The organism is Amycolatopsis sp. AA4 (genome assembly GCF_002796545.1).
GTDB lineage: Bacteria > Actinomycetota > Actinomycetes > Mycobacteriales > Pseudonocardiaceae > Amycolatopsis.
On the sequence record NZ_CP024894.1, the window covers coordinates 6,606,548 to 6,632,068 of the forward strand.

Below are 25,521 nucleotides of genomic sequence, written 5' to 3' on the forward strand. Positions count from 1 at the left end.
GGACCCGCCGTGTGCCAAGCCAAACACCCCCGGCAGCACCTGCACCCCACGGTTCGGCGAGCCGGTCAGCTCAACCGCGTCGCCACACTGACGCGCGCGGCCCAGGCCTCACCGCGCACCCCGGCGCGGGCTGGCTCGTCGCGGTCCAGCGCACCCGTCAGATCAGCCGCGTCGTCGCCACGTTGACCCGCACCCCGGCTGGCAGCGTGCCGTCCGGGGCCACCAGCGACCGGGACGCCACCTTGAAGGCGGTCCGCAGTCCCATCAGCTGCGTCTCGTCCAGGGCGTCGACCTGGTAGTAGGTGTCGTGGCACGTCTGCCAGACCGCGTCCGGGGTGCCGGACAGGTCCACGTGCAGCTGGTGCCATCCGACCGGCGCGAACCCGGCCGGGCCGAGCAGGGCGTCCAGGCCTTCGCGGGTGCGGGTGCGCCGGTCGCCGGACATCGGTACCTGCCGGTCCTCGGGCACCACCGCGAAGAGCGGCCGGGCGACCTTCAGGAACACCTCCAGGGCGTCGGTCCCGCCGCCGCCCACACCGAGCACGAAGGCGCCGCCGGGCCGCAGCACGCGGGCGGTCTCGGCGAGCACCTTCTCGACGTCGGACATGAGCATCAACGCCATGTGCGAAACGACCGCGTCGTAGCTGTCGTCCTCGAACGGCAGCTCCTGCGCGCGACCCGGCCGCAGGTCCGCGTCGGCGAGGCCCGGCCGGGTGCGCGCGATCTCCAGCTGTTTGGCGGAAAGGTCGATGCCAGCGAGCTTTCCGGTACCGCGACCGGCGAGCACGGACAGCAGCGCGCCGTCCCCGCACCCGAGGTCGAGCACGCTGCCCGGCTGGCCGACGTGGTCGGCGAACGCCTCGTACACCGAGCGTCCGTCGACCCGGCCCCGTTCGGCCAGTTCGGACGCGGCTGCCGGGTTCCGGTCGTGAAAATCGCGGAGGAACTCTTCGGCGGGCGTCATCATGCCCGAGACGGTAGCGCGAACGGTCACTTCAGCAGCTCGGTTTTCGCGAGGTTGACGCACAGCCCCGCCGGAAGCCGGCCGTCCGCGGTCCGCAGGTGCTCGGTTTCGGCGAGGAAAGCCGAGCGCAGGCGGGCCAGCTGAGCGTCGTCGAGGGTGTCGGTCGAGTAATACGATTCACAGCACCGCGTCCACACCTCGTCCGGCGCGGCGGTCAGGTCGATCTCGTACGGTTCCCAGGAAACCGGCGCGAACCCGGCCGGAGCGAGCACCTCGTCGATGCCGTCGCGCTTCGACGTGCGCCGCTCGGCGGTGTAGGTGGCCTGGCGTTCTTCCGGCACCTCCCGGAACAGCGGCCGGGCCAGTTCCAGGAACACCGGCGTCGCGCCGGTCGATTCGGGGCCACCGACGACCATCGCGAAAGTTCCGCGCGGAATCAGCACCCGCGCGATCTCGGCGACGACCGTCTCGGGGCTGTCCATGAGCATGAACGCCATGTGCGACACGACCGCGTCGTAACTGTCGTCCTCGAACGGCAATTCCTGCGCCCGCCCATGCCGCAACTCCGCACCGGGCAGTTCAGGCCGTTGCCGGGCAAGGGTGAGCTGCCCCGAAGACAGATCGACGCCAGCCAGCTTCTCCGCCCCGCGCCGCGCGAAAACCGCCAGCAACGCGCCGTCGCCGCAGCCGACATCGAGCACCCGGCGCGCGGGCGCGACCCGATCGGCGAGGAACTCGTAACTCGTGCGGCCGTCCCCGGTCACCCGGCCGGACTCGATCAGCACGGACATCGCGTCCGGTTTGCGATCGTGGTACTCGCGCAGGTAATTCTCCGCGGCGGAGGTCATGGCCCGACGGTAGCGAATTCCTGGTACCCCTGTGGCATGGACGAAGAAGCTCTGCTCGGCATCGACGTCGGCACGACCGCGGTGAAAGTCGCGGCGTTCGCGCCGGACGGCCGGGAACTCGCGGCGCACTCGGTGCCCTACCCGATCGCGCGTCCGCGCCCCGGCTGGGCCGAACAGGATCCGGAAGACTGGTGGCGCGCAACGGAAACCGCGCTGCGGACCGTCCTTTCCGGACTCCCCGCCGGTTCGGTGCGCGCGGCCGGGATCGTCAGCCAGGTCAACACGCATCTCCTCGTCGGCCAAGACCTGCGGCCGCTCACCCCGGCGGTAATCTGGCAGGACCAGCGCTGCGCGGAGATCGCCGCGGACCTCGACGCCCGCTTCACCGACGACGCCAAAAAACGCATCTGGGGCGGCCCGATCGTGCTCGATGCGTCGTTCGCCGGCGCCCGAGCCGCGTGGTTCGCCCGCGAGCAGCCGGAGCTGTGGTCCCGGGCCCGCTGGATGCTGAGCCCCAAGGACTTCATCGGCGCGCGGCTCACCGGCCGAGTCGCGACCGACCTGCTCTCCGGCGTACGCATCGCGGGCGAGTCCGGTTATCTGCCCGAAGCGGTGGCCCTCGTGGACGGACTCGGCGACCGGCTGCCGGAACTGCTCGCCCCCGAAGAACCCCTCGGCCGCTCCGATGCGTTGGGCGACGCCCCGGTCGTCGTCGGAACCATGGACGCGTTCGGCGCCGTTTTCGGCACCCGCACCACAGAACCGGGCCGTGCGATGGTCACCTGCGGGACGTCGCTGGTAGTCGCCGCCGCGTCGCACCGGCAGGAATCGGTCCGCGGCTTGGTCACCTTCCCGCCCCGCGGCGACCTGGTCGTCCATGCCGGACCAACCCAGGCTGCGGGCGACGCAGTGCGCTGGTGGAGCCGAGTGTCGGGACTGTCCGTGCCGGAGGTGTTCGCGTCCGCCGCGGAAGGCAGGCCCGGCGTGGTCTTCCTGCCGCACCTGCAAGGCGAACGCGCGCCGCTGTGGGATCCGGACCTGCGCGGCAGTTTTCTCGGACTGACCTCGTCAACCACCACCGCGGACCTGTCGCGTGCCGTCCTGACCGGAGTCGCGTTCTCCGCGCGGCACGTGCTGGAAACCGTCGAGGAAGCCTGCGGCGAGCCGCTCCCGTCGGTGACGTTCTCCGGCGGCGGCGCCCGCAGCGACCTCTGGACCCAGCTCCACGCCGACGCGCTGTCCCGCCCCGTCGAACGCCTCCGCGTGCACGACAGCGCCGCACTCGGCGCCGCCCTGCTGGGTGCCGTCGGCGCGGGCCGTTACCCAGACGTCGAAACCGCCGCGGCCTCGACCGTCGCCGTCGAGCGAACCTTCACCCCCGAAACCGACCTGACCGGCCTGTACGAGGCGTATCGCGCGGCACACGAAGGGCTCGCAAGAGTGCACGAACGGCTGGCGCGATGGTGATCTAATGGCCCGCATGGAAACCCTCCGCTACGGCAGCGAGCCCAGCCAGTTCGTCGAACTCCACGGGACCCCGGGCGGGCGGGGCACCGCGATCCTGCTGCACGGCGGCTGGTGGCGCGCCCGGCACGACCTGCACCAGCTCGACCCGATGGCCGCCGACCTGGTCGCCGCGGGCTGGTACGTGGCGAACGTCGAATACCGGCGCATCGACGGCGACACCGGCGGCTGGCCGCAAACCCTGGACGACGTGCGGGCCGCGATCGCCGCCGTAGCGCGTCCGGCCGCGCTTCCGACAGTCGCGATCGGACACTCCGCGGGCGGTCACCTGGCACTGCTGGCCGGCGGCGAACTCTCCGGCGTCGTGGCACTGGCCCCGATCACCGACGTCCCGCGCGCCCGCGCCGAGGAACTGGGCGAAGGCGCCGCCGGACTGTTCCTGACCGGCGACGACCCCGCGGCGTCGCCGATCCGCCAGCTCCCCATCGGCTGCCCGCAACTGGTCGTGCAGGGCGACGCCGACGTCCGAGTCCCGGTCGAGCACAGCCGCGACTACGTGGCCGCAGCGAAGGCAGCTGGTGACGAAGTGGACTACGTCGAGCTTCCCGGCGTCGACCACTTCCGCCTGATCGACCCGGCGGACGAGCCCTGGGAGCCCGCCCGAGCCTGGCTCGACCGGCGATTCAGCTGACGTCCGCCCTGGCGAACCCGGTGCCCGGCGGTGTTCTCGATGACCACCGTCGCCACCTGCGCCGGATCAACACCGCCGTCCGTAGAGGCGCACGCCCTCCCGAGCCGCCCGCGACCTGGTCCGACCGTGGTTCAGCTGACATCCGCCTCAACAAACCGACGCCCGGCAGTGTTCTCGGCTACCACCGCCGTCTCGTAGAGCACACGCCCTCCCGAGCCGTCCGCGCCTAGCCCGACCCGCGATTCAGCTGACATCCGCCTCCACAAACCGATGCCCAGCCGTGTTCTCGATAACCACCGCGGCCACCTGCGCCGGGTCGACCACCGCTGTCCCGTAGAGATACGCGCCGTCCCGAGCCGCCCGTTCCGAGACCAGCCAGCCGCCCGCGACCTGGCGCTCGCCGTTCTTGCCGAGGACGACGAGGAGGCATTTCTCGCCAGCCGGAATCCCGGTCACCGAACCGTCCACACGCACCCACCCGGTTTGCGGCACGATGTTCGCGGTCAGCCGGGTCTTGCCGCTGGCGTCCGTGCCGGAAACGACCTTCGTGCCGGGAACCGCGCTGGTCGGCGGCGGCGTGGTCGGCACCGCGACCGCGGGCCCGGACGAACCGCGCCCCACCAGCACCCCGACGCCCAGCGCGGCCGCGGCCACCACGATCGCGGCCGCGATCGCCATCGACCGTCCCCGGCCGGCCCGCGCGCGCGACTCCGCGCGAACCTGGTCGACGGTCCGCTGCATCACCAGGTCCGCCCCCACCGGCGGCCCGTCCAGCAACGCCTCCGGCGGCAGCTCCCCGAGGAAACTCTGCACCTCCCGCAGAGAAGCGGCCTCGGCCCGGCACCGCTCGCACCCGTCCAGATGCGCTTCGACGTCGCGCTGCTCGCCCGAGCCGAGCTGGCCGGTCAGGTATCCCGCCAGGTCGACGTGTTCGTCAGCGGTGTTCATCCGGCCACCCCTTCCGCTCGCCGGAACTCTTCGCGCAACGCCCGCAACCCGTAGTACGAGCGGGACTTGACCGTGCCCGGGGGAATCCCGAGCCGCTCGGCGGCTTCCGCGACGCTGCGCCCCTGCAGATACATCTGCTCGAGCACCTCGCGATGCTCCGGAGAAAGCCCGTCGAGCGCGGCGAGCACGACCATCGAGTCCACGACCTGATCGGCATGATCCCGCTCGACCGGCCCGCCCGCCGCCGACTCGGCCACCTCCTGCGGCCGCGCCTCCTTCGCCCGGAACCGGTCGATCACGAGGTTCCGCACCACGGTCAGCAACCATCCGCGCACCGATCCGCGCCCGTTGACCAGGCTGTCCGGACTGCGCCACGCGCGGACGAGCGCCTCCTGCACCACGTCCTCGGCCGCCGCGCGATCGCCGAGCAGCCGGGTGGCGTAGGCGAGCATCGCCCGCCCGTGCTCCTCGAAAAGCGCGCGGACCAGCGCCTCGTCCGCAACCGCCCGCCGGTGACGGGCCCTGAACCCGGCCATGCCCCGATCATCCCCCCGATCGGTGCCGATTGTCCCGCGGCGCGGGTGTGTTGCTTTCCGCCCGACGGTCTTGCTGCTTCGTGCTCGGCCGTCGCCGCTGATCCTCGCCCCGATCGGTGCCGACTGTCCCGCGCCGCGGGGGTGTTGCTTCCCACCAGCGCTTCGCCCGCTCGGCGCTCCGCCCTCCCGGCCGATTCTCTCGCGCCAGATGCCGTGCCCCGCTATCCCTCGGAGCACCGATCGCCGGGCCGATCGCCGCGGTGGCGTCATAGCTCGCGTGCTCCTTTCGTGCTGGGCTGTTGCTGGGGCCGCTCCCCCGATCGGTGCAGCTCCCAGGCCTGCGGCCGCACCCGTCCCTCGCCGGACGCCGCTTCCCCGATCGATACCCGCCCACCAGCGTGGTTCCGCCGACACGATCGGGGAACGCACCGCCTGCGAGCCCGTGACCTGGGCTAAGTTCGTACTTGATCCAGCCGGAAGGCTTGCTCACCAGGTCGGCGCACGCCGGTGCCGTGCACTGGGATCACCGCTCCGGCCGCCCGACCGCCCTGGAGCCGCCGGGAGCGCTGCGCACACCGCCCTCCCGGCGGCTCCGGGGCATCTTGGGGCCGTCTCGCGCCAGCACCCGGGCCGCGCCGACGAGTGTCCACGTCCGCTTCAGGTCCGTCTCCACGCCTCGGGACGGAGCGGCGATCGGGCACCAACCAGCGCATCCTGGCAGCTCTCGCCCGCCGTGCGCCTGAACCTTCGCGACCAGCAGTCATCGCGTCAGGGCAACTCCCACCTCATCCGGGCAACCCTCGCTGACGCCACGACACGGAATCTCGCCTCGCCGAGTCTCCGGCCGAAGCGATGCCGCCGCACCGAGTCGGAGCAAAACCCGCCGGAAGCCCGCGAGCAACAGCGGCAGACAATCGTGTGTCAATCGTCCACAAAGGACTCAAGCGGCCGCCGCGCCGAGGTCGGTCAGCACTACCGGGCTCGCCGGCGCGCCCCGGCGGCGCGCGATTCTCACCAGTCCCCGGCGGCGAAGGCGGTCCATCGCCTGCGTTTCCCACAGCGGGACCCGCCCGCCGACCGACCACAGGTAGCACTCCCCGGCGAATCCGTTGTGGATCACCACCAAGCCGCGCCGGACGTCGTCCAGTGCGTGTACGTCCTCCTCGACGAGCACCATGACCGGCTCCCTCCGTCCCCTTCATGGTGAAACGTCCGGGGCCTCCGGCACATCCGGGAATCCACCTCAGGGGTTCCCTGGAGAAAAGGGGTCGCCCTCGCCGCGCCGACCTGGCAGGATGGGGCTTTGTGCGGCCGCCGGAGATCGCGTGCGACGAGTCCGGTTCCGAGGGCGTGAACCTGATCGGCGCGAACACCGCGGTATTCGCGCACGCCGCCGTCCGGCTGGATCCTGCCGCCGCTGCGGAATGCGTTGCGCGGCTGCGGGAACTCATCGGTTCGCCCGCGCTCGAGTACAAGGCCAACCATCTCCTGCGCGCCAAAAACCGCGCCGCGCTGGAGTGGCTGCTCACCGAACCTCTCGCCGGCGCCGCGAGCGTGCTGCTCGTCGACAAAGCTCTTTTCCTGGCGGGCAAAATCGTCGACCTGCTCGTCGACCAGACCCCCTACCCGGAGTGCCTGCGACGCCGTCCGGACGCTCGCGCCCGAGCCCTGCACCAAGATGGCCCGCGCATCCACGGAACCCGCCGCTGGACCGAATTCCTGCGCTCGTTCACCGGACTGCTGCGTACCTCGAACCGCCGGCTCCCCGCGACCACGCCCGCCGGATTCTTCGCCCAGACGGACGTCCTCGGCGAGCTGGTCGCGGCGCGCCCGCATCTGACCGCGCTGCGCGACGAACTCCTCGCCGACCCGGGGCTCGTCTCGCCGATCGACCCGCTGATGCCCGCTCTCGCCGACACGATCGCGTTCTGGCGTCCGGAAACGGTCGTCCACGACGAGCAGCCGTCGCTCACCCCGGCGCGGCTCGCCCAACTGCTCGATCCGGTGCCGCGCTGGCGATTCGTCGACTCGCGGTCCGAACCTCGGGTCCAGATCGCCGATTTCCTGGCCGGAGTCGCCCGGCGGCTGACCGAGGAAACCCTGCACGGCGGCGGGGACCCCGAACTGGTCAAACTGCTGCGGCCGTATGTGCTTCCGGCGTCGGTGTGGATCGGGGATCCGGCGGACTAGGCACCTGCGCAACAGGTACCCAGGTCACTGCCGCGCTTTCCCGCGAACGCGGGCGTTGATCGGCACCCCGCACGGGAAGTACCGCAACGACTGGCTTGACGCAGTCACCAATCCCGCGGGTTGACGACGTGCACCGCGGCTTCCTCCGCCGACGCCGCGCCGCCGTCGATGCCGATGTCCGAGGCGTACAAATCGTCCTCGGTGTCCGGGCCGAAGCCCGCGTTGGTGGCCACCAGGCGGCCCGCGCGGAAGTCGCCGACCTCGTCGTCGACGAGTTCGCCGTCGGTGTCGTCGGTGTCGCCGAGCCCGTCGCCGTCGGTCGCCCGGATGTCCGGGAGTTCGCGGGCCAGTCTGCCCTCCCAGCTTTCCCCGGCGGCTTCCTCGGAGGCCGTGGTGCCCCAGTCGCGAGTCGCGAGTGGACGTTCCGGCGGCGAGTAACCCTCGTCGTAAGGGTCGCCCTCCTCCAGGGTGTCCTCGGGATCCAGCACGCCGGTGTCGGCGTTGTCTTCGATGTCGTCGTCCACTGCTCCTCCTTTCCGCGTGCTCAGGTTACTTCCGCCCGCTAGCCTGTGCGCGCACGCCGGGTGGAGGAACGATGACTCAGTGGAGCGGTCCCACGCTGATCGCCGTGTTCGCCGGGTTCGGGCTGGCGTTCGTTTTGGTGGTGCCGTATGTCGCGATCAGCTATCGCAAACGCGGCGAACTCGGCCTGCTGCGCGCGATCGCCGCGCCGGCCTTCCTCGTTTACTGCTTCGCGCTGGTCACCTACACGCTGCTGCCGCTGCCGAACATCGACGCGGCGTATTGCGCGACGCACGAAGCGCTGCGGCACCCGGTGTGGAATCCGCTCCAGTTCCTGGAAGACATGAAGCAGTTCAACACCGGCCTGCTGGATAATCCGGCGCTGCGCCAGGTGTTGTTCAACGTCGCATTCTTCGTGCCGTGGGGCGTGTTCCTGCGGCGATTGTTCGGGCGGAGCATCGGTTTCGCGATCGTCAGCGGGTTCTTCGTGTCGCTCGCCATCGAGACGACCCAGCTGACCGGCGTGTGGTTCCTGATGGAGTGCCCGTACCGGCTGTTCGACACCGGCGACCTGCTGTCCAACACCGTCGGCGCGGGGGTCGGCGCGCTTCTCGCGCCCGTGCTGCGCCGTTCGGGACGGCTGCGTCCGGCCGACGAACCGCGTCCGGTCCTCGCCCGGCGACGGCTGCTGGGCATGGTGCTCGACCTGATCTCGGTCACGCTGGTGGGCGTCGTGCTGAGCATGATCGCGCTCGTGGTGCAGTACGTCACCAAGGGCACGCTGCAGAACAACACGCTGATCGACGACGTCCTCGGCCGGTGGGTGCCCACCGCGGTTCTCCTGCTGCTCGTACCGCTGGCGGGCAACGGCGCGACGCCCGGTCAGCGCGCGGTTCTGCTGACGATGGTGCGCGCGGACGGACGGCCGCCGTCAGTGCTGCAGTCGATCGTCCGGTTCCTCGTCGGTTCGGGCGGCTACTTCATCCTGGTCGGCTTGGACTCCGGATGGACGTCGCTGTGGTTGCTGGCGCATCTGGTGTTCCTGGTCTTCACGCGGGGACATCGCGGCCTGACCGGGCTGGTCTGCGGGTTGTCCGTCGTCGACACGCGGGCGGTCGATCGGGAGCCGGTCGCCCCTCCAGGGTGATGTCGTTTTTTCGCGAGGTTTCGCGTGCGCGACGGGGCAGACTGGTCGGCGTGTACGAGGAGACGGAACGCTGTATCCGCGCGGTGCAGTCGAAGGACGACCGGTTCGACGGGTGGTTCTTCACGGCGGTGCTGACCACGGGGATTTACTGCCGGCCGAGCTGCCCGGTGGTGCCGCCCAAGGTCGAGAACATGCGCTTCTACCCGAGCGCGGCCGCCGCGCAGGCCGCCGGTTTCCGTGCCTGCAAACGCTGCCGGCCCGACGCGTCGCCCGGTTCGCCGCTGTGGAACGAACGCGCCGACGTCGTGGCGCGCGCGATGCGGCTGATCGGCGACGGGGTCGTCGACCGGGAAGGCGTGCAGGGCTTGGCTGCGCGGCTGGGGTACAGCGTCCGGCAGGTCGAACGCCAGGTGCAGGCCGAACTGGGCGCGGGCCCGCTCGCCCTCGCCCGGGCCCAGCGCGCCGAGACCGCCCGGTTGCTGATCGAAACCACCGCGATGCCGATGAGCGACATCGCGCACGCCGCTGGGTTCTCCAGCATCCGAACGTTCAACGAAACCGTGCGGGCCGTCTTCGCCCTGACGCCGAGCGAGTTGCGCTCCCGGGTCCGCGGCGGCAAGCGGACCAAGTCGCCGGGTGTGCTGTCGCTGCGCCTCCCGTTCCGTCGGCCGCTCTGCCCGGACAACCTTTTCGGGCACCTGATCGCCACCGCGGTCCCGGGCGTCGAGGAATGGCGCGACGGCGCTTACCGCCGCACCCTGCGCCTTCCGCACGGCCACGGCGTGGTGTCGCTCCGCCCGGAGCCGGACCACGTCGCGTGCCGCTTGAGCCTGACCGACTTGCGCGACCTGGCCGCCGCGATCAGCCGTTGCCGCTGGCTCCTGGACCTGGATGCCGACCCAGTGGCCGTCGACGAGCAACTCGCCGCGGACCCGACCCTCGCTCCCCTGGTCGCCGCCGCTCCCGGCAGACGCGTCCCGCGCACGACCGACGCAGCCGAGTTCGCCGTGCGAGCCGTCCTCGGCCAGCAGGTCTCGACCGCCGCCGCCCGCACCCACGCAGCACGCCTGGCCCTGGCGCACGGCACCCCGATCGAGGACCGCGAAGGCGGCCTGACGCACCTGTTCCCGTCGCCCGAGGCGCTGGCGAACCTGGACCCGGAAACGCTGGCGATGCCGAAGTCCCGCCGCGCGACCCTGCTCGGTCTCGTCTCGGCCCTGGTCTCCGGCGACGTCGACCTGACCGCAGGCGGCGATTGGCTCCACGCCCGCGCGCAACTGGCCGCGCTGCCGGGTTTCGGACCGTGGACGGTGGAGAGCATCGCCATGCGCGCCCTCGGCGATCCGGACGCCTTCGTCGCGACTGACCTAGGTGTGAAGATCGCCGCCGAAACCCTAGGCCTGCCAACGAGTCCCGCCGCCCTGATCGCACACGCCAAGCGGTGGCAGCCATGGCGCGCGTACGCGGTCCAGCACCTCTGGGCGACCGGCGACCACCCGATCAACCGGATTCCCGCGGAGGAATCCGCATGACCGTGGTGCACACCGTCATCGACAGCCCCGAGGGCCCGCTAACCCTCATGGCCCGCGATGGCGGTCTGGCCGGTTTGTACATCGGCGCGGAGCAGTACCGCCCGCCGCGCGCCGCCTTCGGCGACCGAGACGACCGCCCGTTCGCTGCGGCGATTCGTCAGCTGAACGAGTACTTCGCCGGAGACCGGGTCGAGTTCGACCTTCCGTTAGCGTTCAGTGGCACTCCTTTCCAAGAGACGGTGTGGCGGGCACTGCTACAGATCCCGTACGGCGAGACGACGACCTACCGAGAACTGGCCGAGTCGATCGGCCGCCCGACGGCGTCCCGTGCGGTCGGCCTCGCGAACGGCCGGAACCCCATCGGCATCGTGGTGCCGTGCCACCGGGTGCTGGGAAGCAACGGATCGCTGACCGGCTACGCGGCTGGGGTGGAGTGCAAGCGGAGATTGCTGGAGCTGGAACGGGGTTGGCGGTTGGCTGTGGGGTAAGCCGGGCTGGAGTCGGGGGGTGGCTGCGGGGTGAGTTGGGCTGGGGTCGGCAGTTCCGGGCGCTCGGGTTGGCTCTGGCTCGTGGCGGAGGGGCTGGGCGAACCCCGGCCGGAGCGGGACAGGTTGACCGGGCGGGCTCAGGCCGACGCGAAGCGAGCCAGTCGAGCACACCCGAGCCGGAACTGAACGGGCTGACCGGGCGAGCCCGGGCCGCAACTAGGCGAGCCGACCGAGCACATCCGAGTCAGAGCGGAACGGGCTGACCGGGCGGACTCAGACCGCAGCGAGGCAAGTCAGTCGAGCACACCCAGCCGGAGCGGAACGGGCTGACTGAACCGAGACCCGAGCCACGCGACTCGACCTGCACAGGCCCAAGCCGGAGCGAGGCAAGCCGACCAAGCACATCCCCAGCCAGAACGGAATGAGCTGACCGAACCGAGACCTGGGCCAAGCGACTCGACCTGCACAGGCCCAAGCCAGACCGAGGCAAGCCGATTGCCCGGCTGAAGGCGGACAGGGACGGGCTGGCTCCGGCCAGGGTGGGGCGAGTCGACCAGGCGAACCCAAATCGACGCGGGATGAGTCGGACTTGTTCGGCGGTCGTTCAGGAAGCGCCTCTGACCAGACTGGGCGGTCTGCGCGCTCAGACCGATAGCGGTTGGCTCGGTCCGGGCCAGATGAGCTGGCTCGGATCGAGGTCAAGCCAGCACGCCACCTTGGCTCGCCTGCTCGGTTCGCCTCGCCTCCACGCCTCTACTGCGCGGCTCGCCCACCTCACTTCACGGCTTGTCCTTCCCTCTGCACGGCTCGCCTACCTCACACCACGACTCGCCCTGTCACACGCTTCAGCCGTTGCACGGCTCGTCCACTCACACCACGACTCGCCCTATCCCACGCTTCACTTCGTTGCCCAGTCCTCCACGCTCGCCTGGCGGCCAGAGCGGCTCGACCTCAAGTTCGCGTCCGGCCGTCGCCGCCATCTCCAATCGCAACCCGGGCCGCCCCGCTTCGGCACGTCCCGCAAAGGCGCGGGCGATAGGAATCGCCGCCCCGCGAAGCCCGGCCGCGAAGCCCGGCCGCGAAGTCGTTCTGCCGCAGCAACAACCGGGATCTCAGTTGAACCAGCCGTTTACCGTTCCGAAGTCCAGTGCGCCGATCACCTCCCCGTAGGTGCCCTGCTTCAGGACCTCGGCCGCCGCGTGGTGGGCCAGGGAGTAGGCGGCCTGGGCGATCGACGTGCCTACGCTCACGCGGCGTACGCCCGCCGCTGCCAGGTCGGATACGGGGGGTGCGCCGGGCCCGGCCATGGCGCTTACCGGGATCGGCGAGGACTTCGCCAGTTCCGCGAGGACCTCGACGTCCACCAGGCCGGGGACGAAGATGCTGTCCGCTCCGGCGTCGGCGTAGACGCGGGCTCGGGTCAGGACGTCGTCGAAGCGGCCGGAAGGCTCGCCGATTCCGAAGAGGTACACGTCTGTCCGGGCGTTGATCCACAGCTCCGACAGACCGGCCGTCGCCGCGGCGGCTCGGGCCGCGGTGAAGCGTTCTGCCTGTTCGTCGGGGGTGAAGAGGGTGACGGTTCCGGCGCGGGAGTCTTCCAGGTTCACGCCTACCGCGCCCGCCTCGACTACGCCTTTCACGGTTTCGGCCACGGCTGACGGAGCTGAGCCGTAGCCGCCTTCTACGTCGGCCGTTACCGGGACTTCTACGGCTGCGGCGATCTGGGCGATCACCCCCAGCATCTCCGCGCGGGAAAGATGCTGTCCGTCGCCTCGGGCCAAGGCCCAGGAAACGCCTCCGCTGGTGGTGGCGATCGCGGGGGCGCCGGCGCGTTCGATGGCGACCGCGCTGCCCGCGTCCCAGGCGTTCGGCAGCACGAGGACGTCCGTCGCGTGCAGGTCGCGGAAGAGTTTTGCCTTGTCTTGCAACGAGTTCATGAGGTTCCTCCCCAGTGGCGGGCCCCGGTCGGGGCGACTGCGGAGGAACGTATCAGCGGCCACCGACAAAACCGGGGCCGAGAGAATCAGGGCAGGTCGAAGCCCAGTTCGCGGGCGGCCTCGGCGGGGGTCGGCTGGGTCCAGCGGCGGGCGACGGCCTCGTGGGTGGACAGCGAGCGCAGTTCGGCTCGGTCCAGGTACAGGACACCGTGCAGATGGTCCGTTTCGTGCTGGACGATTCGCGCTGGCCAGCCGGACAATTCCTCGTCCAGGGACGCGCCGGTTTCGTCCGAGCCGCGAAGCCGGATCCGCAGGGCTCGCGCGACGACGGCCTGCCAGCCGCGCACGCTGAGGCAGCCCTCGAAGAACGCGGCGGTTTCGTCGCCCACTCGGGTGTACGTCGGGTTCACCAGCACGCGGAACGGCAGCGGGACGATCCCGCGGGTGGCGAGCGTGGATTCGGCAACGCCGGGACGTTCGCGGGCGCCGTCCTCGACGACCGCGATCCGGACCGACAGTCCGATCTGCGGCGCGGCGAGGCCGACGCCGGGCGCGGCGTGCATGGTTTCCTTCATGCCCTCGATCAGCGCGGACAGCGTGTCGTCGCTCAGTTCGCCCTCGTACGGCCGGGCGGCGGCGCGCAGCACGGGGTCGCCTGCCTGCACGATCGGCCACGGCAACGGCTGGGCGAGCAGCTTCTCGACCTGTTCGGCAAGCACCAGCGAACCCCTCTCCAAGGGCAACGGGACAGCGGCATGATCGCACCCGCGCGGAGCACGACACTCGCCCGGGGATCAGGCAAGCTGGCAGCCGTGGCCTACGACGTGAACGCGATCCGCAAGCACTTTCCCGCGCTCGAGAACGGCGCTGCCCACTTCGACGGACCGGGTGGTTCCCAGGTCCCGGACGTGGTCGGCGAAGCAGTGTCCTCGACCCTCTGCGCCGCCATCGCGAACCGCGGCGCCGTCACGGCGGCGGAGCGCCGCGCGGACGGCGTCGTGCGCGAAGCTCGGCAAGCCGTCGCTGACCTGCTCGGCGCGCGTCCGGAGGGCGTCGTGTTCGGGCGCAGCATGACCCAGGTGACCTACGACTTCTCCCGCACGCTCGCGAAGAACTGGGGCCCGGGCGACGAGGTCGTGGTCACCCGGCTCGACCACGACGCCAACGTCCGGCCGTGGATCCAAGCGGCCGAAGCGCGCGGCGCGACTGTTCGCTGGGCGGACTTCGATCCGGAAACGGGCGAGTTGCCGACGTCTTCCATCACAGAACTGCTCACTGACCGGACGCGGCTGGTCGCGGTCACCGCGGCTTCCAACCTGCTGGGGACGCGTCCCGACATCCCCGCGATTACCGACGCGGTGCGCGAAGCAGGCGCGCTGAGCTACGTGGACGGCGTGCATCTGACGCCGCACGCTCCGGTCGACATCGCCGCTTTGGGTGCGGACTTCTACGCCTGCTCGCCGTACAAGTTCCTCGGACCGCACCTCGGCCTTCTCGCCGCCGCGCCGGATCTCCTGGAGACGCTGCAGCCCGACAAGCTGCTGCCGTCAAGCAACGCCGTTCCGGAGCGCTTCGAGCTGGGCACGTTGCCGTACGAGCTTCTCGCGGGCACTACTGCAGCTATCGATTTCCTCGCGGGGCTTGTGCCGAGTGAGGGCAGTCGTCGCGAACGCTTACGTACGTCGCTTACCGCGCTGGAAGAGCACGAAGACGCGCTGCTACAGCGTCTGGACGACGGGCTCGCCGCACTGCCACGCGTTGTGCGCTACGGCTCACCGACGCGTCGCCGTACGCCGACAGTGTTGTTCTCCGTCACCGGCCTGGCGCCGCAGGCGGTGTACGAGCGTCTCGGCGAGCGCGGGATCAACGCGCCCGCTTCGACGTTCTACGCCATCGAGTGCGCGCGGCACCTCGGTCTTGGCGACACTGGTGCCGTACGCGCTGGCATCGCGCCGTACACGACTGCAGCGGAAGTCGATCTGCTGCTCGCTGCTGTTGCGGAGCTGTGAATGACCATCGAGACGACTGTCGACGGACAGGTCACCACCATCACCATCAACCGGCCGGAGAAGCGGAACGCGCTCACGAAGGCGATGTACGTCGCCCTCGCGGACGCCTTCGACGCTGTTCGCACGCCGATCGCCGTACTGCGCGGAGCTGGCGGCGCGTTCACCGCGGGCAACGACCTCGGTGACTTCCTCGCGCATGAAGCCGGTGACCGCACGAAGACGCCCGCGCGGGTCTTTCAGGAGGCGTTGCTCGCGACGGAGGCGGTGGTGGTCGCGTCGGTCGACGGTCCCGCTGTCGGTATCGGCGCGACCCTGTTGCTGCACTGCGACCTCGTCTACGCGACGGAGCGCAGCTACTTGCAGTTCCCCTTCGTCCCGTTGGGGCTGGTGCCGGAGTTCGGCAGCAGTTACGCACTGCCGCGCCGAGTCGGTCCACAGCGCGCGACGGAGCTGCTGCTGTTCGGAGAGCGACTGCCTGCGCTCGAAGCAGCGCAACTCGGGTTGGTCAACGAAGTGCTCCCCGACGAGACAGCGCTCAGTAAGCGCGTCTCGGAACGCGTTGCGACCCTCGCCGAACGGTCGGTGCGCGCGGTGACGGTAACGCGTGCGTTGTTGCACGACCGCACCGACGAGAGCGTCGAACAGCGAATGGAGTCGGAGTCCAAGCACTTCGCCGAACTGCTGCACGACGCGGACACGGTGGCCACGTTGCGTGCGAAGCTCGACAGGCGTTAGCGACGACGGCGCTTGTCTACCGCAGCGTCGAGAACTGGACCTAGCTCCTCGACGACGGTGTCGAGCGCCGTCACCGCACGCTCCACGCGCGCCAGCACGATGGCTCCTTCAAGCGCGCTGATCATCAGCACCGCCAACGAAGCAGCGCGCGCCGCCGGTACGCCCATCTGCTGCAGCGCGGACACGATGGGCTTCCGCCACTCCACGAACGCGTCGTTCGCACGCTCTCGCAACGGCTCGCTCGACGCCGCTGTGTCGGCAACTGTGGCTACTAACGGACAGCCGTAGTCGTAGCCGATCTCGAGGAACTCTGCGCGCCAGTACTCGACTACCGCGGCGAAGAGCGCGGACGGCGTCGGGTCCGCGAGCGCATCCATGGCGCGCGTGACGCGGCGCGCGGCGTAACGGCCGGTCCAGTCGATGGCCTCGCCGAACAGCTGTTCCTTACCGCCCGGGAAGTAGTGCTGCAGCGATCCCCGCGGCGCTTCGGCATGCGCCACTACCTCGCGCATCCCGGTGCCGCTCAAGCCCTGCGTACGCAGCAACTGCGCAGCGCTGTAGACCATCCGGTCGCGCGCCGGCCGTTCCGTCATCGAGCGTCTCCTCCGTGACCGTCAGCTCGTACTCGTTCTCGCCGCAGTACCCCGGGACGAAGCGGAAGCCGCACGCCCGCAGCAATCCTTCCGCAGCGACGTTGCCCTCCTGCACGGTGGCGTGCAGTTTCCAGCCTCGCCACCGCTCCGCGGCCAGTTCGATCAGGCCGCGTCCGATACCCCGCCGCTGCCACGGGTCGGCGACGAGCAGCCCCAGTTCGACGCGGCGGCCGTCTTCCGGGACCGCGTTCAGCAGCCCGGCCGGCGCGCCCGCGACCTCGGCGACGAGCGCGGTGCCGGCGAGGAGGAACCGCTGATAGCGGGACAGGACCGCCTCCGGTTCGATCGGGCCGCCGAGAGTGAACCGGCGGCTCAGCGATTCCGGCGAGCAGGCGCGGACGAGGTCGGCCGCGGAACCGGCGGTGGCCGGTCGGACGGCTGTCATGACAGTTGTCATAACCGGAGGGTGGCACACCGCCGTGGCTATGACAAGCGTCATGGGCGATGTCACGCTGCCGACACGGCTCACACGGGCCGCGGGTCCCGGGACCGGCGGACGGCCACCGGTTTCGGGCAAGGAGAATTCACTGATCGTATCCGCGATACCCCATCGGCGGTAATTCCACCGATTAATCGGGCCTTGACCACGATGCGTGTCCGCCGGGCCTCTTCGGGTGAAAACGGTTCCCGATACCTTCCGGGAACTCGTTTTTTCCCTATATTTTCCTGGACGCTCCGGCCAGCGAGCAAAGGAGAAACGGCCATGACCCAGTCGCTCGAGGTTCCGACGAAGGAATTCTGTCTCGACTGGACGATGGACGGGGCCAATGGCGGCCGGGTGCACTTCACCCTGTCCGGCCAGGTGAGCCTGTTGGACGGCAAGCGGTTCTACAAGGTCGACGGCGTGTTGTACATCGCGGACGGCAGCGCGTACTGCCGGGAGATCGGGAACCCGAGGCTGTACGTGCGGCGCAACGGCGTCGAGGAGTCCGGACGGCAATGGGGCTGGGAAGCGATCAGTTCCCGCAAGAGCGCTAACCGGCTCTGCACAATGGACGGCTATTTCGTGCGCACGGGCTACTGGGCGCCCGCCGATCGCAGCATCCAACTGGGAATCGTCGCCGAACACGGGATCACCCGGCGTCGTTCGCACAGCCCGACGACGACGATTCGACTGGTCGACTGAACAGTTCCCGAAGAGCGGGATTTTCGCCCCGGTTTGCGCCCGGCAATGGCCCGATTCCGGACCGGAGAACAGCGCACGTTTTCGCGTCAGCCCGGGCGGGCCCGGCCATCCGGGGCGCCGCGAGGGAAACCCCGGGTTGCCCGCGGGCGAACTTCCGGCGCACAGTCGCGTCCGCAGCCGGCGAGCCAAGATCGCTTGCCCGCCAAGGCGAACCGCGCGAATCAGACGATCCGCCGAACACCCGCCGCGGCGAACCGCCCGTACCGCAACCCATCCGCGCCCGGGTCCGGCGAAAGATCAATCCAGGCAACGCGTACTGGTCCCGCGCGGCATTGGCCTGGACCATTCGCGCGGCCCTTACCTCCGCTCGTCGTCACCCACACGGGTAGTCCCGGGCATGGAGGTAAGCGAAAACACACCGGATCCCCAGGAAAAACGCGAAAAACGTTGTGCGGGACACAGCGCTCGCGCGCGCGAAAGAGGACCATGGAGGTCATGCGGAACAGGACTCGGGCAGGCAGACCACCACACCCTGGTAAACGATTGCTCCGACGGCTCGGCGCCGTGCGCAACCCGCTCGTGCGACGGTCGGACCGGATCGAAGGCGTGCTCGCCGGGATCGTCACGCTGCTGGCGCTCATCGCGATTCCCTTCGCGATGATGATCGGCAGCGAGGACATCGCCGCGGAGACCGCCGCGTCGGACGCGCAGCTGCAGTCGCGGCACCAGGTCACCGCCACGGTGCTCACGACGGCCGCGCAACCGGCCGCTTCCGTCGGCGACAGCGCGCCGATCGCGAACACCGCGCGCGTGAACGCGGTCTGGAAGCCGCCGCACGGCGCGCAGCGGACCGGCGTCATCACGGTGCCCGCCAGCTCCGCGACCGAGGGCTCGACCACCGACATCTGGCTCGACGACAGCGGCAAGCAGACCACCGCCCCGCTGACGCACGCGGACGCGGTTACCAACGGCGTGCTCGTCGCGGCCTTCTGCTGGCTGTGCGCGGTCGGCGTGCTCGGCGGCGCGTTCTGGGCGGCGCGGCGAGTGCTGGACCACCGGCGCGCGGCCCGGTGGGCGGCTGAATGGGCCCAGTTCGCCGGTCCGGAAGCGGTTCGCTGACAACGATGGTTCGCGTCGGAGGTTCCGCACCCGGAAGCCTCCGGCGCTCGCGGTCGGCCGTACGGGCACACTCCGTCGGACCGGAAGCGGTTCGCTGACGACCCGCCGGAAGTACCGAAGCCAGCGCGCTCGGCGGCCGAATAGGCGCAGTTCGCCGGACAGCTCTGCACGATGCGCGCGGGAGGTTGCGCATCGGCAGGTCTCCGGTGGTAGCGCGGGCCGAAGCAGGGTTCCGCACCGGAAGGCCTCCGGAGCTAGTACAGCCGGCTGCCGATCCCGGCGAACGAGCGCAGTTCCCTCCACGTATGCGTAACTGCCCCGAGAAGCGTCGAATCGCTGACCCGGCGAGCGGCGTAGTGCGCCGGGCCCGGAGGCAGTTCGCTGACACGTCTGCTGCCTCCGGGCCCGGCCTCGGCGGACCGAGCGGGGCGACACCCCCAGCGCCGCCCCGGGCCGGTACTACGCCTGCCGCTCTGCCCGGAATGTGGCGAGTTAGCCACCAGCTATCTCGTTGAGGCACAGTCTTGTGGAGCCCTCCGGCGATTGTCAACTGTGAGCTAATCTGAGATAGTCGCCTTAGCTGAGAGCAATCAGCTGCAACTGGAGGGGCGTAGCAGCATGTCCGAAGACATTCAGCCGGCGGATGCCCGGCCCACCCTGGCCTCCAGACTCGACGACCTCTTCCGCACGGTGCGCCCGCAGGGGAGGCACTGGACGAACGCCGAGGTGGCAGCCGAGCTGAAGCGGGCGACGCCGGAGCTGAAGGTCGGCGCGGTGTACTTGTCTCAGCTGCGCACGGGCAAGCGGACCAATCCGTCTCAGGAGCTGCTGGCCGCGCTGGCGAAGTTCTTCGGGGTCTCGGTCGCGTACTTCTTCGACGACGACGTCGCCGGGTCGGTGCTGTCCGAATTGGCGGCCGTGGAGGCGATGCGCCAGGCAGGCGTCCGCGCGGTCGCGATGCGCGCGGCGGGCATGCGCGAGGAAAACCTCCAGGCGATCACCACGATCATGGACCAATACCGCAAGATGCAGGGGCTGCCCCCGGTCACGGACGAAGCGGCACAGTGACCGGCACCCCGTCCGAAGCCCCGCAGCGACGCGAACAGCTGCGGCGGATGCGCGACGAAGGCGCCCGGCGGATCGCTGAGCTCGACCTTCCGCCGAAGTACGACCTGGCCACCCTCTGCGCCCGCCTTGGCGAAATCCGCGAGCGGCCGATCACGCTCGTGCCGCTGCCGATGCCCGCGTCGCACCCGTGCGGCATGTGGGTCGCCGCACGGGGCGAGGACCTGATCTTCTTCGACGCCAACACCACCGGGGCGCACCAGGAGCACATCATCTTGCACGAGCTGGGTCACATCATCTGCTGCCATCGCGGCTCGGGTCTCCTTGACGACGAGAGCGCCCGCTCGCTGTTCCCCAACCTGGACCCGGACATCGTCCGAGACATGCTGATGCGCGCCACCTACGACGACGCACAGGAGCAGGAAGCGGAGATCATCGCCTTCCTGCTGTCGGAACGCATGGGCACCCCGGCGAAACCCATCGCCCCCACCCCCAAAGCCGGGGAGAAGCCGATGGATCGGATCGAACGGTCTCTTCTTTAGTTGGGTGCCGTGAGGGCCACCTTCACGGACTCAGAGTCCCTCAAGGTTCCCCTCACGGCCCACACACCGCCGCCGCGGGATGTGCCCCAATGCCACATTGGGTGCGTCAGACGCACCGAACGCCACATTGGGTGCGTCGCATGCACCCAATGCCACATTGGGGCACAACCCGCACGTCGCGAACCCCACGCCCCGACCCACCCAAGCCGCGCAAGAACCGCCACCGCCGCGCCCAAACAGCGAGGCATCCAAGCAAACCGCCGCCAGGGCACCTGCGACCAAGGCACCAAGCCACGCCTCAAACCGTCACAGCCGCACCCAAATCGCGAGGCACCGAAACCGCGAAAAACCGCCGCCGATGCACCCAACCACCGGGGGCACCCACCCCTCCCCCAACCCCGATACGAAGCCTCCCTGCGGTCTGGGGGTGCTTGTCAAGGCATCTTTCCCGCCTTGACAAGCACCCCCAGACCGTCAGCACAATCAAGCTTCGGGGTGCCCCACGCAACCCATCTCACCGGCAATGTCGCCCCCAGGGCGACGAGCAGCTCACCCCACCCGCAACCGGCCCAACTCCTCCCCCAACACCCTCACCGCATACCGCAGCTGATCCTCCCGATGCTCACTGGTCACGAAGAACCTCAACCGAGCCTGAGACTCCTCCACCGCCGGGTAAAGAATCGGATCCACCACCACCCCGCGCTCATACAACGCAGTAGCCAACCTCAACGCGAGATCCGACCCACCCACCACGCAAGGCACAATCGGCGTCCCCCCAGCCACCCCTGTCGGCAACCCCGCCGCCTCGGCCAGCTCCAGGAACAACTGGGAATTCCCCCGCAACCGAAGCAACCTCTCCGGCTCCTCCCGCAAAACCCGCAGCGCCGCAAGGGAAGCCGCCGCGTTTGCCGGAGTAATCCCCACGCTGTAAACAAACCCCGGCAGCGAATACCGCAACCACCGCACCGTCCGAGCGGACCCGGCCAGATATCCCCCGCACCCGGCCAGCGACTTGGACAGCGTCCCCATCCACAGATCCACGCCAGACCGATCCACCCCGAAATGGTCGCCGATCCCAGCCCCGCGCGGACCCATCGTCCCGATGCTGTGCGCCTCGTCCACCATCAGCAACGCACCGTAACGCCGCTTAAGCTCAACCAGCGCAGGCAAATCCGCGACATCGCCGTCCATGCTGTAGACGCCCTCAACGACAATCAGCACCCGCCGGAACCGAGACCTCGACCGGCGCAGTACGTCCTCCAACCGCGTCATGTCATTGTGCGGGAACGGCTGCCGCGTTGCCCCGGAAAGCGCACAGCCTTGCAGAATGCTGTCGTGGGCAAGCGAATCATGCACGATCAGATCCTCGGGCCCGACGAGATGACCGATCGCCCCGACATTGGTCGCGTGCCCGCTCACCAGCACGAGACTGTCCTCGACCCCGAGGAACGCGGCGAGCTCCGTCTCCAGGTCGCGCGACAAATCCCGGTCCCCGGCCAGCAATCGGCTGCCGGACACCGAAGTCCCGTACCGCTCGACGGCGTCATGCACCGCCGCGGTCACCGCCGGATGTCCGGCCAGCCCGAGATAGTTGTAGCTGGAAAAGGACAAATACTCCCGCCCGGACACCGACGTCGTGGCGTCCATTCGCCCTTGGTGCTTGCGGAAATACGGGTTCGGCACACCGAGATCGTCGAATTCCCGGAGCCGCGCCTCGATAGCCGACGCCTCCGGAAATTCCTCGATCGCCGCGCTGACCGGATCCCACTCCGGAGCTGGAGCCGGGGCGGAAACCGGAGCGGCAGGCAATGAAACCGGTGCGAGCATTCCGGCCACCGCGCCCACCGTCAGCGCACCCGACTGTTCAACCTCCACCGGCAGCCCGGGAAACCGCTTGCGCAGCCGCCCCTCCAGCTCGGTGAGCATCAGCGAATCGAACCCGAGATCGTCCACCAGCAACTGTCCGGCGTACAACTCGCTGACCGGAAACGCCGTCGTCCGCGCCACTTCCTCAAGCACGACCGCCAGTACATCCCGGGCAGACGTCGTCTCCTCCGGCTCCTCGACCGGCGCCGCGGCGGCACCGAGCGGCTCCAACGTCTGCGCCTTGGCGAGCTTCGCGTCGTCGACCACCCAATGCCGACGCGGGCTCAGCGGGCTCGGCGGCAGCGTGCAGCGCGGCAGACCGTCCGCCACCGGACGCAGACCGGCCCCAGACACCGCACGCGGAGCCAACTCGGCGGGCGGACCGTCCTCGACTGCCTCCTCGCCCGGCGAAACCACCCCGGCGAACGCGCCCGGAACCAGCTCGCCGTTCGACCCGGATTCGAGCGCGACCGACGCGGCGACCAGTTTGGACACCGCGTCCGTGACATCGTCCGCGGCCACCGCGAGCCGCTCAGGAAAGAGCGTCCGGCGGGCCAACGTCCCCGCTACGGCGGCCAGCGGCGGGTTCTCGCTGCAGAGCGCCTCGGCCACCTCCCGGGCGTGCCGAGCCAGCCCGGCCCGGTCCCGCGCGGTGAGCAGCAACAGCCGCGGCGTCTCGGCGGGCGGCAGGTCCTGCGCCGCTTCCTCGACCACCACGTGCACGTTCGAGCCGCCGAAGCCGAACGCGCTCACCCCAGCGCGGCGCGGGCCGTCGCTGTCCCACGGCATCACCTGGCCGGCGACCTGGAGCCCGGCGTCCCGCAGCGGCAGATGATCCGCCGGTTCGAAATCCGGCTGCGGCAGGATCTGTCTCTTGTGGACGGACAAAATGGACTTGATCAGCCCGGCGATTCCCGCGGTGCCCAGGGAATGCCCGACGACCGACTTCGCCGCGCCGAGATACGCTGGATTCTCCGCGCCGCGGCGCAGTTCGCTCAGCGCGCTGATCTCGACGTCGTCGCCGACGGCGGTAGCGGTGCCGTGCGCTTCCAGGAAACCGACCGACGCCGGGTCGACGCCCGCGTCCCGGTAAGCCCGCCGCAACGCCAGCAGCTGACCGGCCTCCTGCGGCATCATGCCGCCCTTGACCGTGCCGTCGTTGGACAGCCCGACGCCGCGGATCACCGCGTACACCCGGTCGCCCGCCGCCCGCGCGTCCGCGAGCGGGCGCAGCACCAGGACGCCCGCCCCCTCGCCGAGCACGAACCCGTCGGCCCGGCGGTCGAACGGACGGCATTCGCCGGTCCGCGAGATCGCGCCGATCCGGCACAGGCCCACGAACAGGTCCGGGGCCAGGATCAGCTGCGCGCCGCCGGCGACGGCGATCCGGCAGCGTCCCGCGCGCAGGGCGAACACCGCGTTCGCCACCGCGGTCAGCCCGCCGGAGCAGGCCGAATCGAGCGCGTAGCTCTCTCCGTGCAGGTCGAAGACGTTGCTGATCGAACTCGGCCCCATGTTGAGCAGCAGCCCGGCCATCGCGGTGGCGTGCAGCCCGCTGACCGCGGACGCCGCCTCGGCCATCGCCGGGTCGCCCGCCCGGCCGAATTCGCCGCCGATCAGCTGCTTCATCCGCAGGTGCAGCGTGCTCATGTCGCGATATCCGCTGTCGCTGAGCGACATGATCACCGATGTGTCGTCGCGGTCGAAGCCCTCGGCCTCCCAGCCCGCGTCCTGCAGCGCCTCGCGGGTCAGGTCGACCAGGAGCCGGTGCTGCGGGTCGAGCGATTTGGCCCGCCGCGGCGGGATCTTGTAGTGCCCGGCGTCGAAGTCGCCGACCCCCTCCAGCAGCGCCATGCGGTCGGAGTAGACCGCGCCGCTGTCCCGGAAATCGTCGTTGTAGAACGCTTCGCGCCGCCACCGCGAATCCGGCACCCGCCGAAACTGCGGTTTGGGCTCGCTCAGCAGATCCCAGTACTCGTTGACGTTGCGCGCCCCCGGAAAACGGCATCCCATTCCGACAACGGCGATGTCCTGGCTATTTTCGGATTCTTCCCACCCAGATCCAGCAGACCCCATGGCATGACTTCCTCGTGCCGATCCCCACCCAGTCGACACCGAGATTGCCCGTTCTTACCCAGTTTTTCAAGGGCATTGGACATTATGCGGAGGAATGCACAGAAGCTCAACCCACGGTAGCCGGGCGATCACGCCACCAGGCCACGGTGCGGGCGATCTGATCTTTCTCCGGGGTCGGGGCGATGCCGAAGAATTCCTGTGCGGCACGGGAATCCAGCACGTAGGGGCGGTCGAACTGGTAGCGGACCTCCCGCAGTTCGCGCAACATCGGCGAAACGAGCGCGGCCGCGTTCAGTAACATCGGGGAAAGGCGTTGCACAGGCACCGGAGGGACTCCGGCCGCCTCGCACAACAGCGCCACCATCACCCGGGCGGACCGCGGCGGACCAGTCGGCACGTGCCACGCCTTCCCCCACGCCTTTTCTTCCCGCGCGGCCGCGACCAGCGTGCGCGCGACATCGGGAATGTACGTCCAACTGTGCGGGGCGTCCGGATCGCCGAGCACCTGCACCTTTTCGCCGCGCAGCACGTTCGGCACCACCCGGGACGCGAGGTGCCCGCCGTCGGTCACTCCGGGGCCGAAGAAATCGGAGGCGCGCACCTCGACCGCGCGGACGCGGCCCTCGGTGTGCAATGCGAACAGTTGTTCAGACAACAGCGCCCGGATCCGGCCCTTGGTTCCGGTGGCCGCGAGCGGCAGGTTCTCGGTGAGCGGGCCGTCCACCGGGCCGTAGCCGTACAAATTCCCCAGCGACACCAGCAGCGCGCCGTTCGCTTCGGCCGCCGCGCAGATCGAGGCCTGCAGCGGCGGCCAATCGGTCGCCCACCGATGATAGGGCGGGCTCGCGCAGCTGTAGATCGCCGTCGCGTCCTTGGTCGCTTCGATGAGCGCGGCCTCGTCGGAGGCGTCGAGCGCGACGTGCTCCAGCCCCGGTTCGTTCTCTCGCGGCGAACGGCCAATCACCCGGACTCGCTCGCCTTGTTCAGCCAGCAAGGCGGCGGTGGCCGCCCCCGCCGGTCCGTATCCGAGCACCACCTGAAGACTCATGGCGACACCCTAGCG

24 protein-coding genes are annotated in these 25,521 nt (G+C 69.8%); 12 read left to right on the forward strand and 12 right to left on the reverse strand.

Features of this window, described 5'->3' with window-relative positions; all coding sequences use genetic code 11:
- Positions 1-157 precede the first annotated feature (157 nt).
- Positions 158-994 (reverse strand): class I SAM-dependent methyltransferase, encoded by an 837-nt coding sequence (locus tag CU254_RS30300; protein ID WP_234392769.1) that lies wholly within the window; start codon positions 992-994, stop codon positions 158-160.
- A complete protein-coding gene (locus CU254_RS30305; protein ID WP_009082270.1) occupies positions 991-1,812 on the reverse strand; it encodes a class I SAM-dependent methyltransferase in 822 nt (273 codons plus the stop codon). Before CU254_RS30305 ends, CU254_RS30300 begins: the two co-directional genes overlap by 4 nt.
- 36 nt (positions 1,813-1,848) lie before the next feature.
- Here CU254_RS30305 and CU254_RS30310 point away from each other — a divergent pair, with 36 nt between their 5' ends.
- Positions 1,849-3,279 (forward strand): FGGY-family carbohydrate kinase, encoded by a 1,431-nt coding sequence (locus CU254_RS30310; protein WP_009082272.1) that lies wholly within the window; start codon positions 1,849-1,851, stop codon positions 3,277-3,279.
- Between the two features lie 13 nt (positions 3,280-3,292).
- Complete coding sequence (locus CU254_RS30315) at positions 3,293-3,967, forward strand: S9 family peptidase (RefSeq protein WP_199786024.1); 675 nt, start codon at positions 3,293-3,295, stop codon at positions 3,965-3,967.
- Positions 3,968-4,210: 243 nt separating this feature from the next.
- Here the strand turns inward: CU254_RS30315 and CU254_RS30320 are convergent, their stop codons facing one another.
- The 3 genes from CU254_RS30320 to CU254_RS30330 all read right to left on the reverse strand — a co-directional run bounded on the left by CU254_RS30320 (position 4,211) and on the right by CU254_RS30330 (position 6,628).
- Positions 4,211-4,915 carry an anti-sigma factor gene (locus CU254_RS30320; RefSeq protein ID WP_009082275.1) on the reverse strand — a complete coding sequence of 235 codons (705 nt, stop codon included), beginning with the start codon at positions 4,913-4,915 and terminating at the stop codon, positions 4,211-4,213.
- A complete protein-coding gene (locus CU254_RS30325) occupies positions 4,912-5,451 on the reverse strand; it encodes a sigma-70 family RNA polymerase sigma factor (protein WP_009082279.1) in 540 nt (179 codons plus the stop codon). Before CU254_RS30325 ends, CU254_RS30320 begins: the two co-directional genes overlap by 4 nt.
- A gap of 940 nt (positions 5,452-6,391) precedes the next feature.
- Entirely contained in the window at positions 6,392-6,628 is a 237-nt protein-coding gene (locus CU254_RS30330) for a hypothetical protein (protein WP_009082281.1), read from the reverse strand.
- Between the two features lie 128 nt (positions 6,629-6,756).
- Between CU254_RS30330 and CU254_RS30335 the strand changes: the two genes are divergently transcribed.
- Entirely contained in the window at positions 6,757-7,641 is an 885-nt protein-coding gene (locus CU254_RS30335; RefSeq protein ID WP_063631976.1) for a DUF3800 domain-containing protein, read from the forward strand.
- Positions 7,642-7,745: 104 nt separating this feature from the next.
- Here the strand turns inward: CU254_RS30335 and CU254_RS30340 are convergent, their stop codons facing one another.
- A complete protein-coding gene (locus CU254_RS30340; protein ID WP_009082285.1) occupies positions 7,746-8,165 on the reverse strand; it encodes a DUF5709 domain-containing protein in 420 nt (139 codons plus the stop codon).
- A 71-nt stretch (positions 8,166-8,236) separates the two neighbouring features.
- Here CU254_RS30340 and CU254_RS30345 point away from each other — a divergent pair, with 71 nt between their 5' ends.
- From CU254_RS30345 to CU254_RS30355, 3 genes are read left to right on the forward strand one after another with little or no spacing between them, the layout of a single operon-like run.
- Entirely contained in the window at positions 8,237-9,310 is a 1,074-nt protein-coding gene (locus CU254_RS30345; protein ID WP_009082287.1) for a VanZ family protein, read from the forward strand.
- Between the two features lie 50 nt (positions 9,311-9,360).
- Positions 9,361-10,842 carry an AlkA N-terminal domain-containing protein gene (locus tag CU254_RS30350; RefSeq protein WP_009082289.1) on the forward strand — a complete coding sequence of 494 codons (1,482 nt, stop codon included), beginning with the start codon at positions 9,361-9,363 and terminating at the stop codon, positions 10,840-10,842.
- Positions 10,839-11,330, forward strand: a complete 492-nt coding sequence (locus CU254_RS30355; RefSeq protein WP_037715289.1) for a methylated-DNA--[protein]-cysteine S-methyltransferase — start codon at positions 10,839-10,841, stop codon at positions 11,328-11,330. Before CU254_RS30350 ends, CU254_RS30355 begins: the two co-directional genes overlap by 4 nt.
- 1,112 nt (positions 11,331-12,442) lie before the next feature.
- On the opposite strand, the gene CU254_RS30360 is transcribed toward CU254_RS30355, so the two are convergent.
- Positions 12,443-13,267: an isocitrate lyase/phosphoenolpyruvate mutase family protein gene (locus CU254_RS30360; RefSeq protein WP_009082293.1), complete on the reverse strand. Its 825-nt coding sequence runs from the start codon at positions 13,265-13,267 to the stop codon at positions 12,443-12,445.
- A gap of 86 nt (positions 13,268-13,353) precedes the next feature.
- Positions 13,354-13,986, reverse strand: a complete 633-nt coding sequence (locus tag CU254_RS30365; RefSeq protein WP_100266931.1) for a peptide deformylase — start codon at positions 13,984-13,986, stop codon at positions 13,354-13,356.
- 93 nt (positions 13,987-14,079) lie between these two features.
- Here CU254_RS30365 and CU254_RS30370 point away from each other — a divergent pair, with 93 nt between their 5' ends.
- Together CU254_RS30370 and CU254_RS30375 are read left to right on the forward strand one after the other, a co-directional pair.
- A complete protein-coding gene (locus CU254_RS30370; protein ID WP_037715292.1) occupies positions 14,080-15,276 on the forward strand; it encodes a cysteine desulfurase-like protein in 1,197 nt (398 codons plus the stop codon).
- Positions 15,277-16,011, forward strand: coding sequence for an enoyl-CoA hydratase-related protein (locus CU254_RS30375; RefSeq protein ID WP_009082298.1), 735 nt, complete (start codon positions 15,277-15,279; stop codon positions 16,009-16,011).
- Here CU254_RS30375 and CU254_RS30380 read toward each other — a convergent pair.
- Positions 16,008-16,523: a TetR/AcrR family transcriptional regulator gene (locus CU254_RS30380; RefSeq protein ID WP_234392770.1), complete on the reverse strand. Its 516-nt coding sequence runs from the start codon at positions 16,521-16,523 to the stop codon at positions 16,008-16,010. The genes CU254_RS30375 and CU254_RS30380 overlap by 4 nt on opposite strands.
- Positions 16,456-17,049 (reverse strand): GNAT family N-acetyltransferase, encoded by a 594-nt coding sequence (locus CU254_RS30385; protein WP_234392771.1) that lies wholly within the window; start codon positions 17,047-17,049, stop codon positions 16,456-16,458. Before CU254_RS30385 ends, CU254_RS30380 begins: the two co-directional genes overlap by 68 nt.
- 318 nt (positions 17,050-17,367) lie before the next feature.
- Here CU254_RS30385 and CU254_RS30390 point away from each other — a divergent pair, with 318 nt between their 5' ends.
- The 4 genes from CU254_RS30390 (at position 17,368) to CU254_RS30405 (ending at position 20,516) form a co-directional block, all read left to right on the forward strand.
- A complete protein-coding gene (locus tag CU254_RS30390; protein ID WP_037715294.1) occupies positions 17,368-17,790 on the forward strand; it encodes a hypothetical protein in 423 nt (140 codons plus the stop codon).
- 564 nt (positions 17,791-18,354) lie between these two features.
- Entirely contained in the window at positions 18,355-18,909 is a 555-nt protein-coding gene (locus CU254_RS30395; protein ID WP_199786025.1) for a hypothetical protein, read from the forward strand.
- 618 nt (positions 18,910-19,527) lie between these two features.
- Positions 19,528-19,977, forward strand: coding sequence for a helix-turn-helix transcriptional regulator (locus CU254_RS30400; RefSeq protein WP_009082312.1), 450 nt, complete (start codon positions 19,528-19,530; stop codon positions 19,975-19,977).
- On the forward strand, positions 19,974-20,516 hold the full coding sequence (locus tag CU254_RS30405; protein WP_009082313.1) for a toxin: 543 nt from the start codon (positions 19,974-19,976) through the stop codon (positions 20,514-20,516). Before CU254_RS30400 ends, CU254_RS30405 begins: the two co-directional genes overlap by 4 nt.
- 549 nt (positions 20,517-21,065) lie before the next feature.
- Here the strand turns inward: CU254_RS30405 and CU254_RS30415 are convergent.
- Positions 21,066-24,458: an aminotransferase class I/II-fold pyridoxal phosphate-dependent enzyme gene (locus CU254_RS30415; RefSeq protein ID WP_100266933.1), complete on the reverse strand. Its 3,393-nt coding sequence runs from the start codon at positions 24,456-24,458 to the stop codon at positions 21,066-21,068.
- A gap of 106 nt (positions 24,459-24,564) precedes the next feature.
- Positions 24,565-25,506, reverse strand: coding sequence for an NAD-dependent epimerase/dehydratase family protein (locus tag CU254_RS30420; RefSeq protein ID WP_009082315.1), 942 nt, complete (start codon positions 25,504-25,506; stop codon positions 24,565-24,567).
- Positions 25,507-25,521 lie beyond the last annotated feature (15 nt).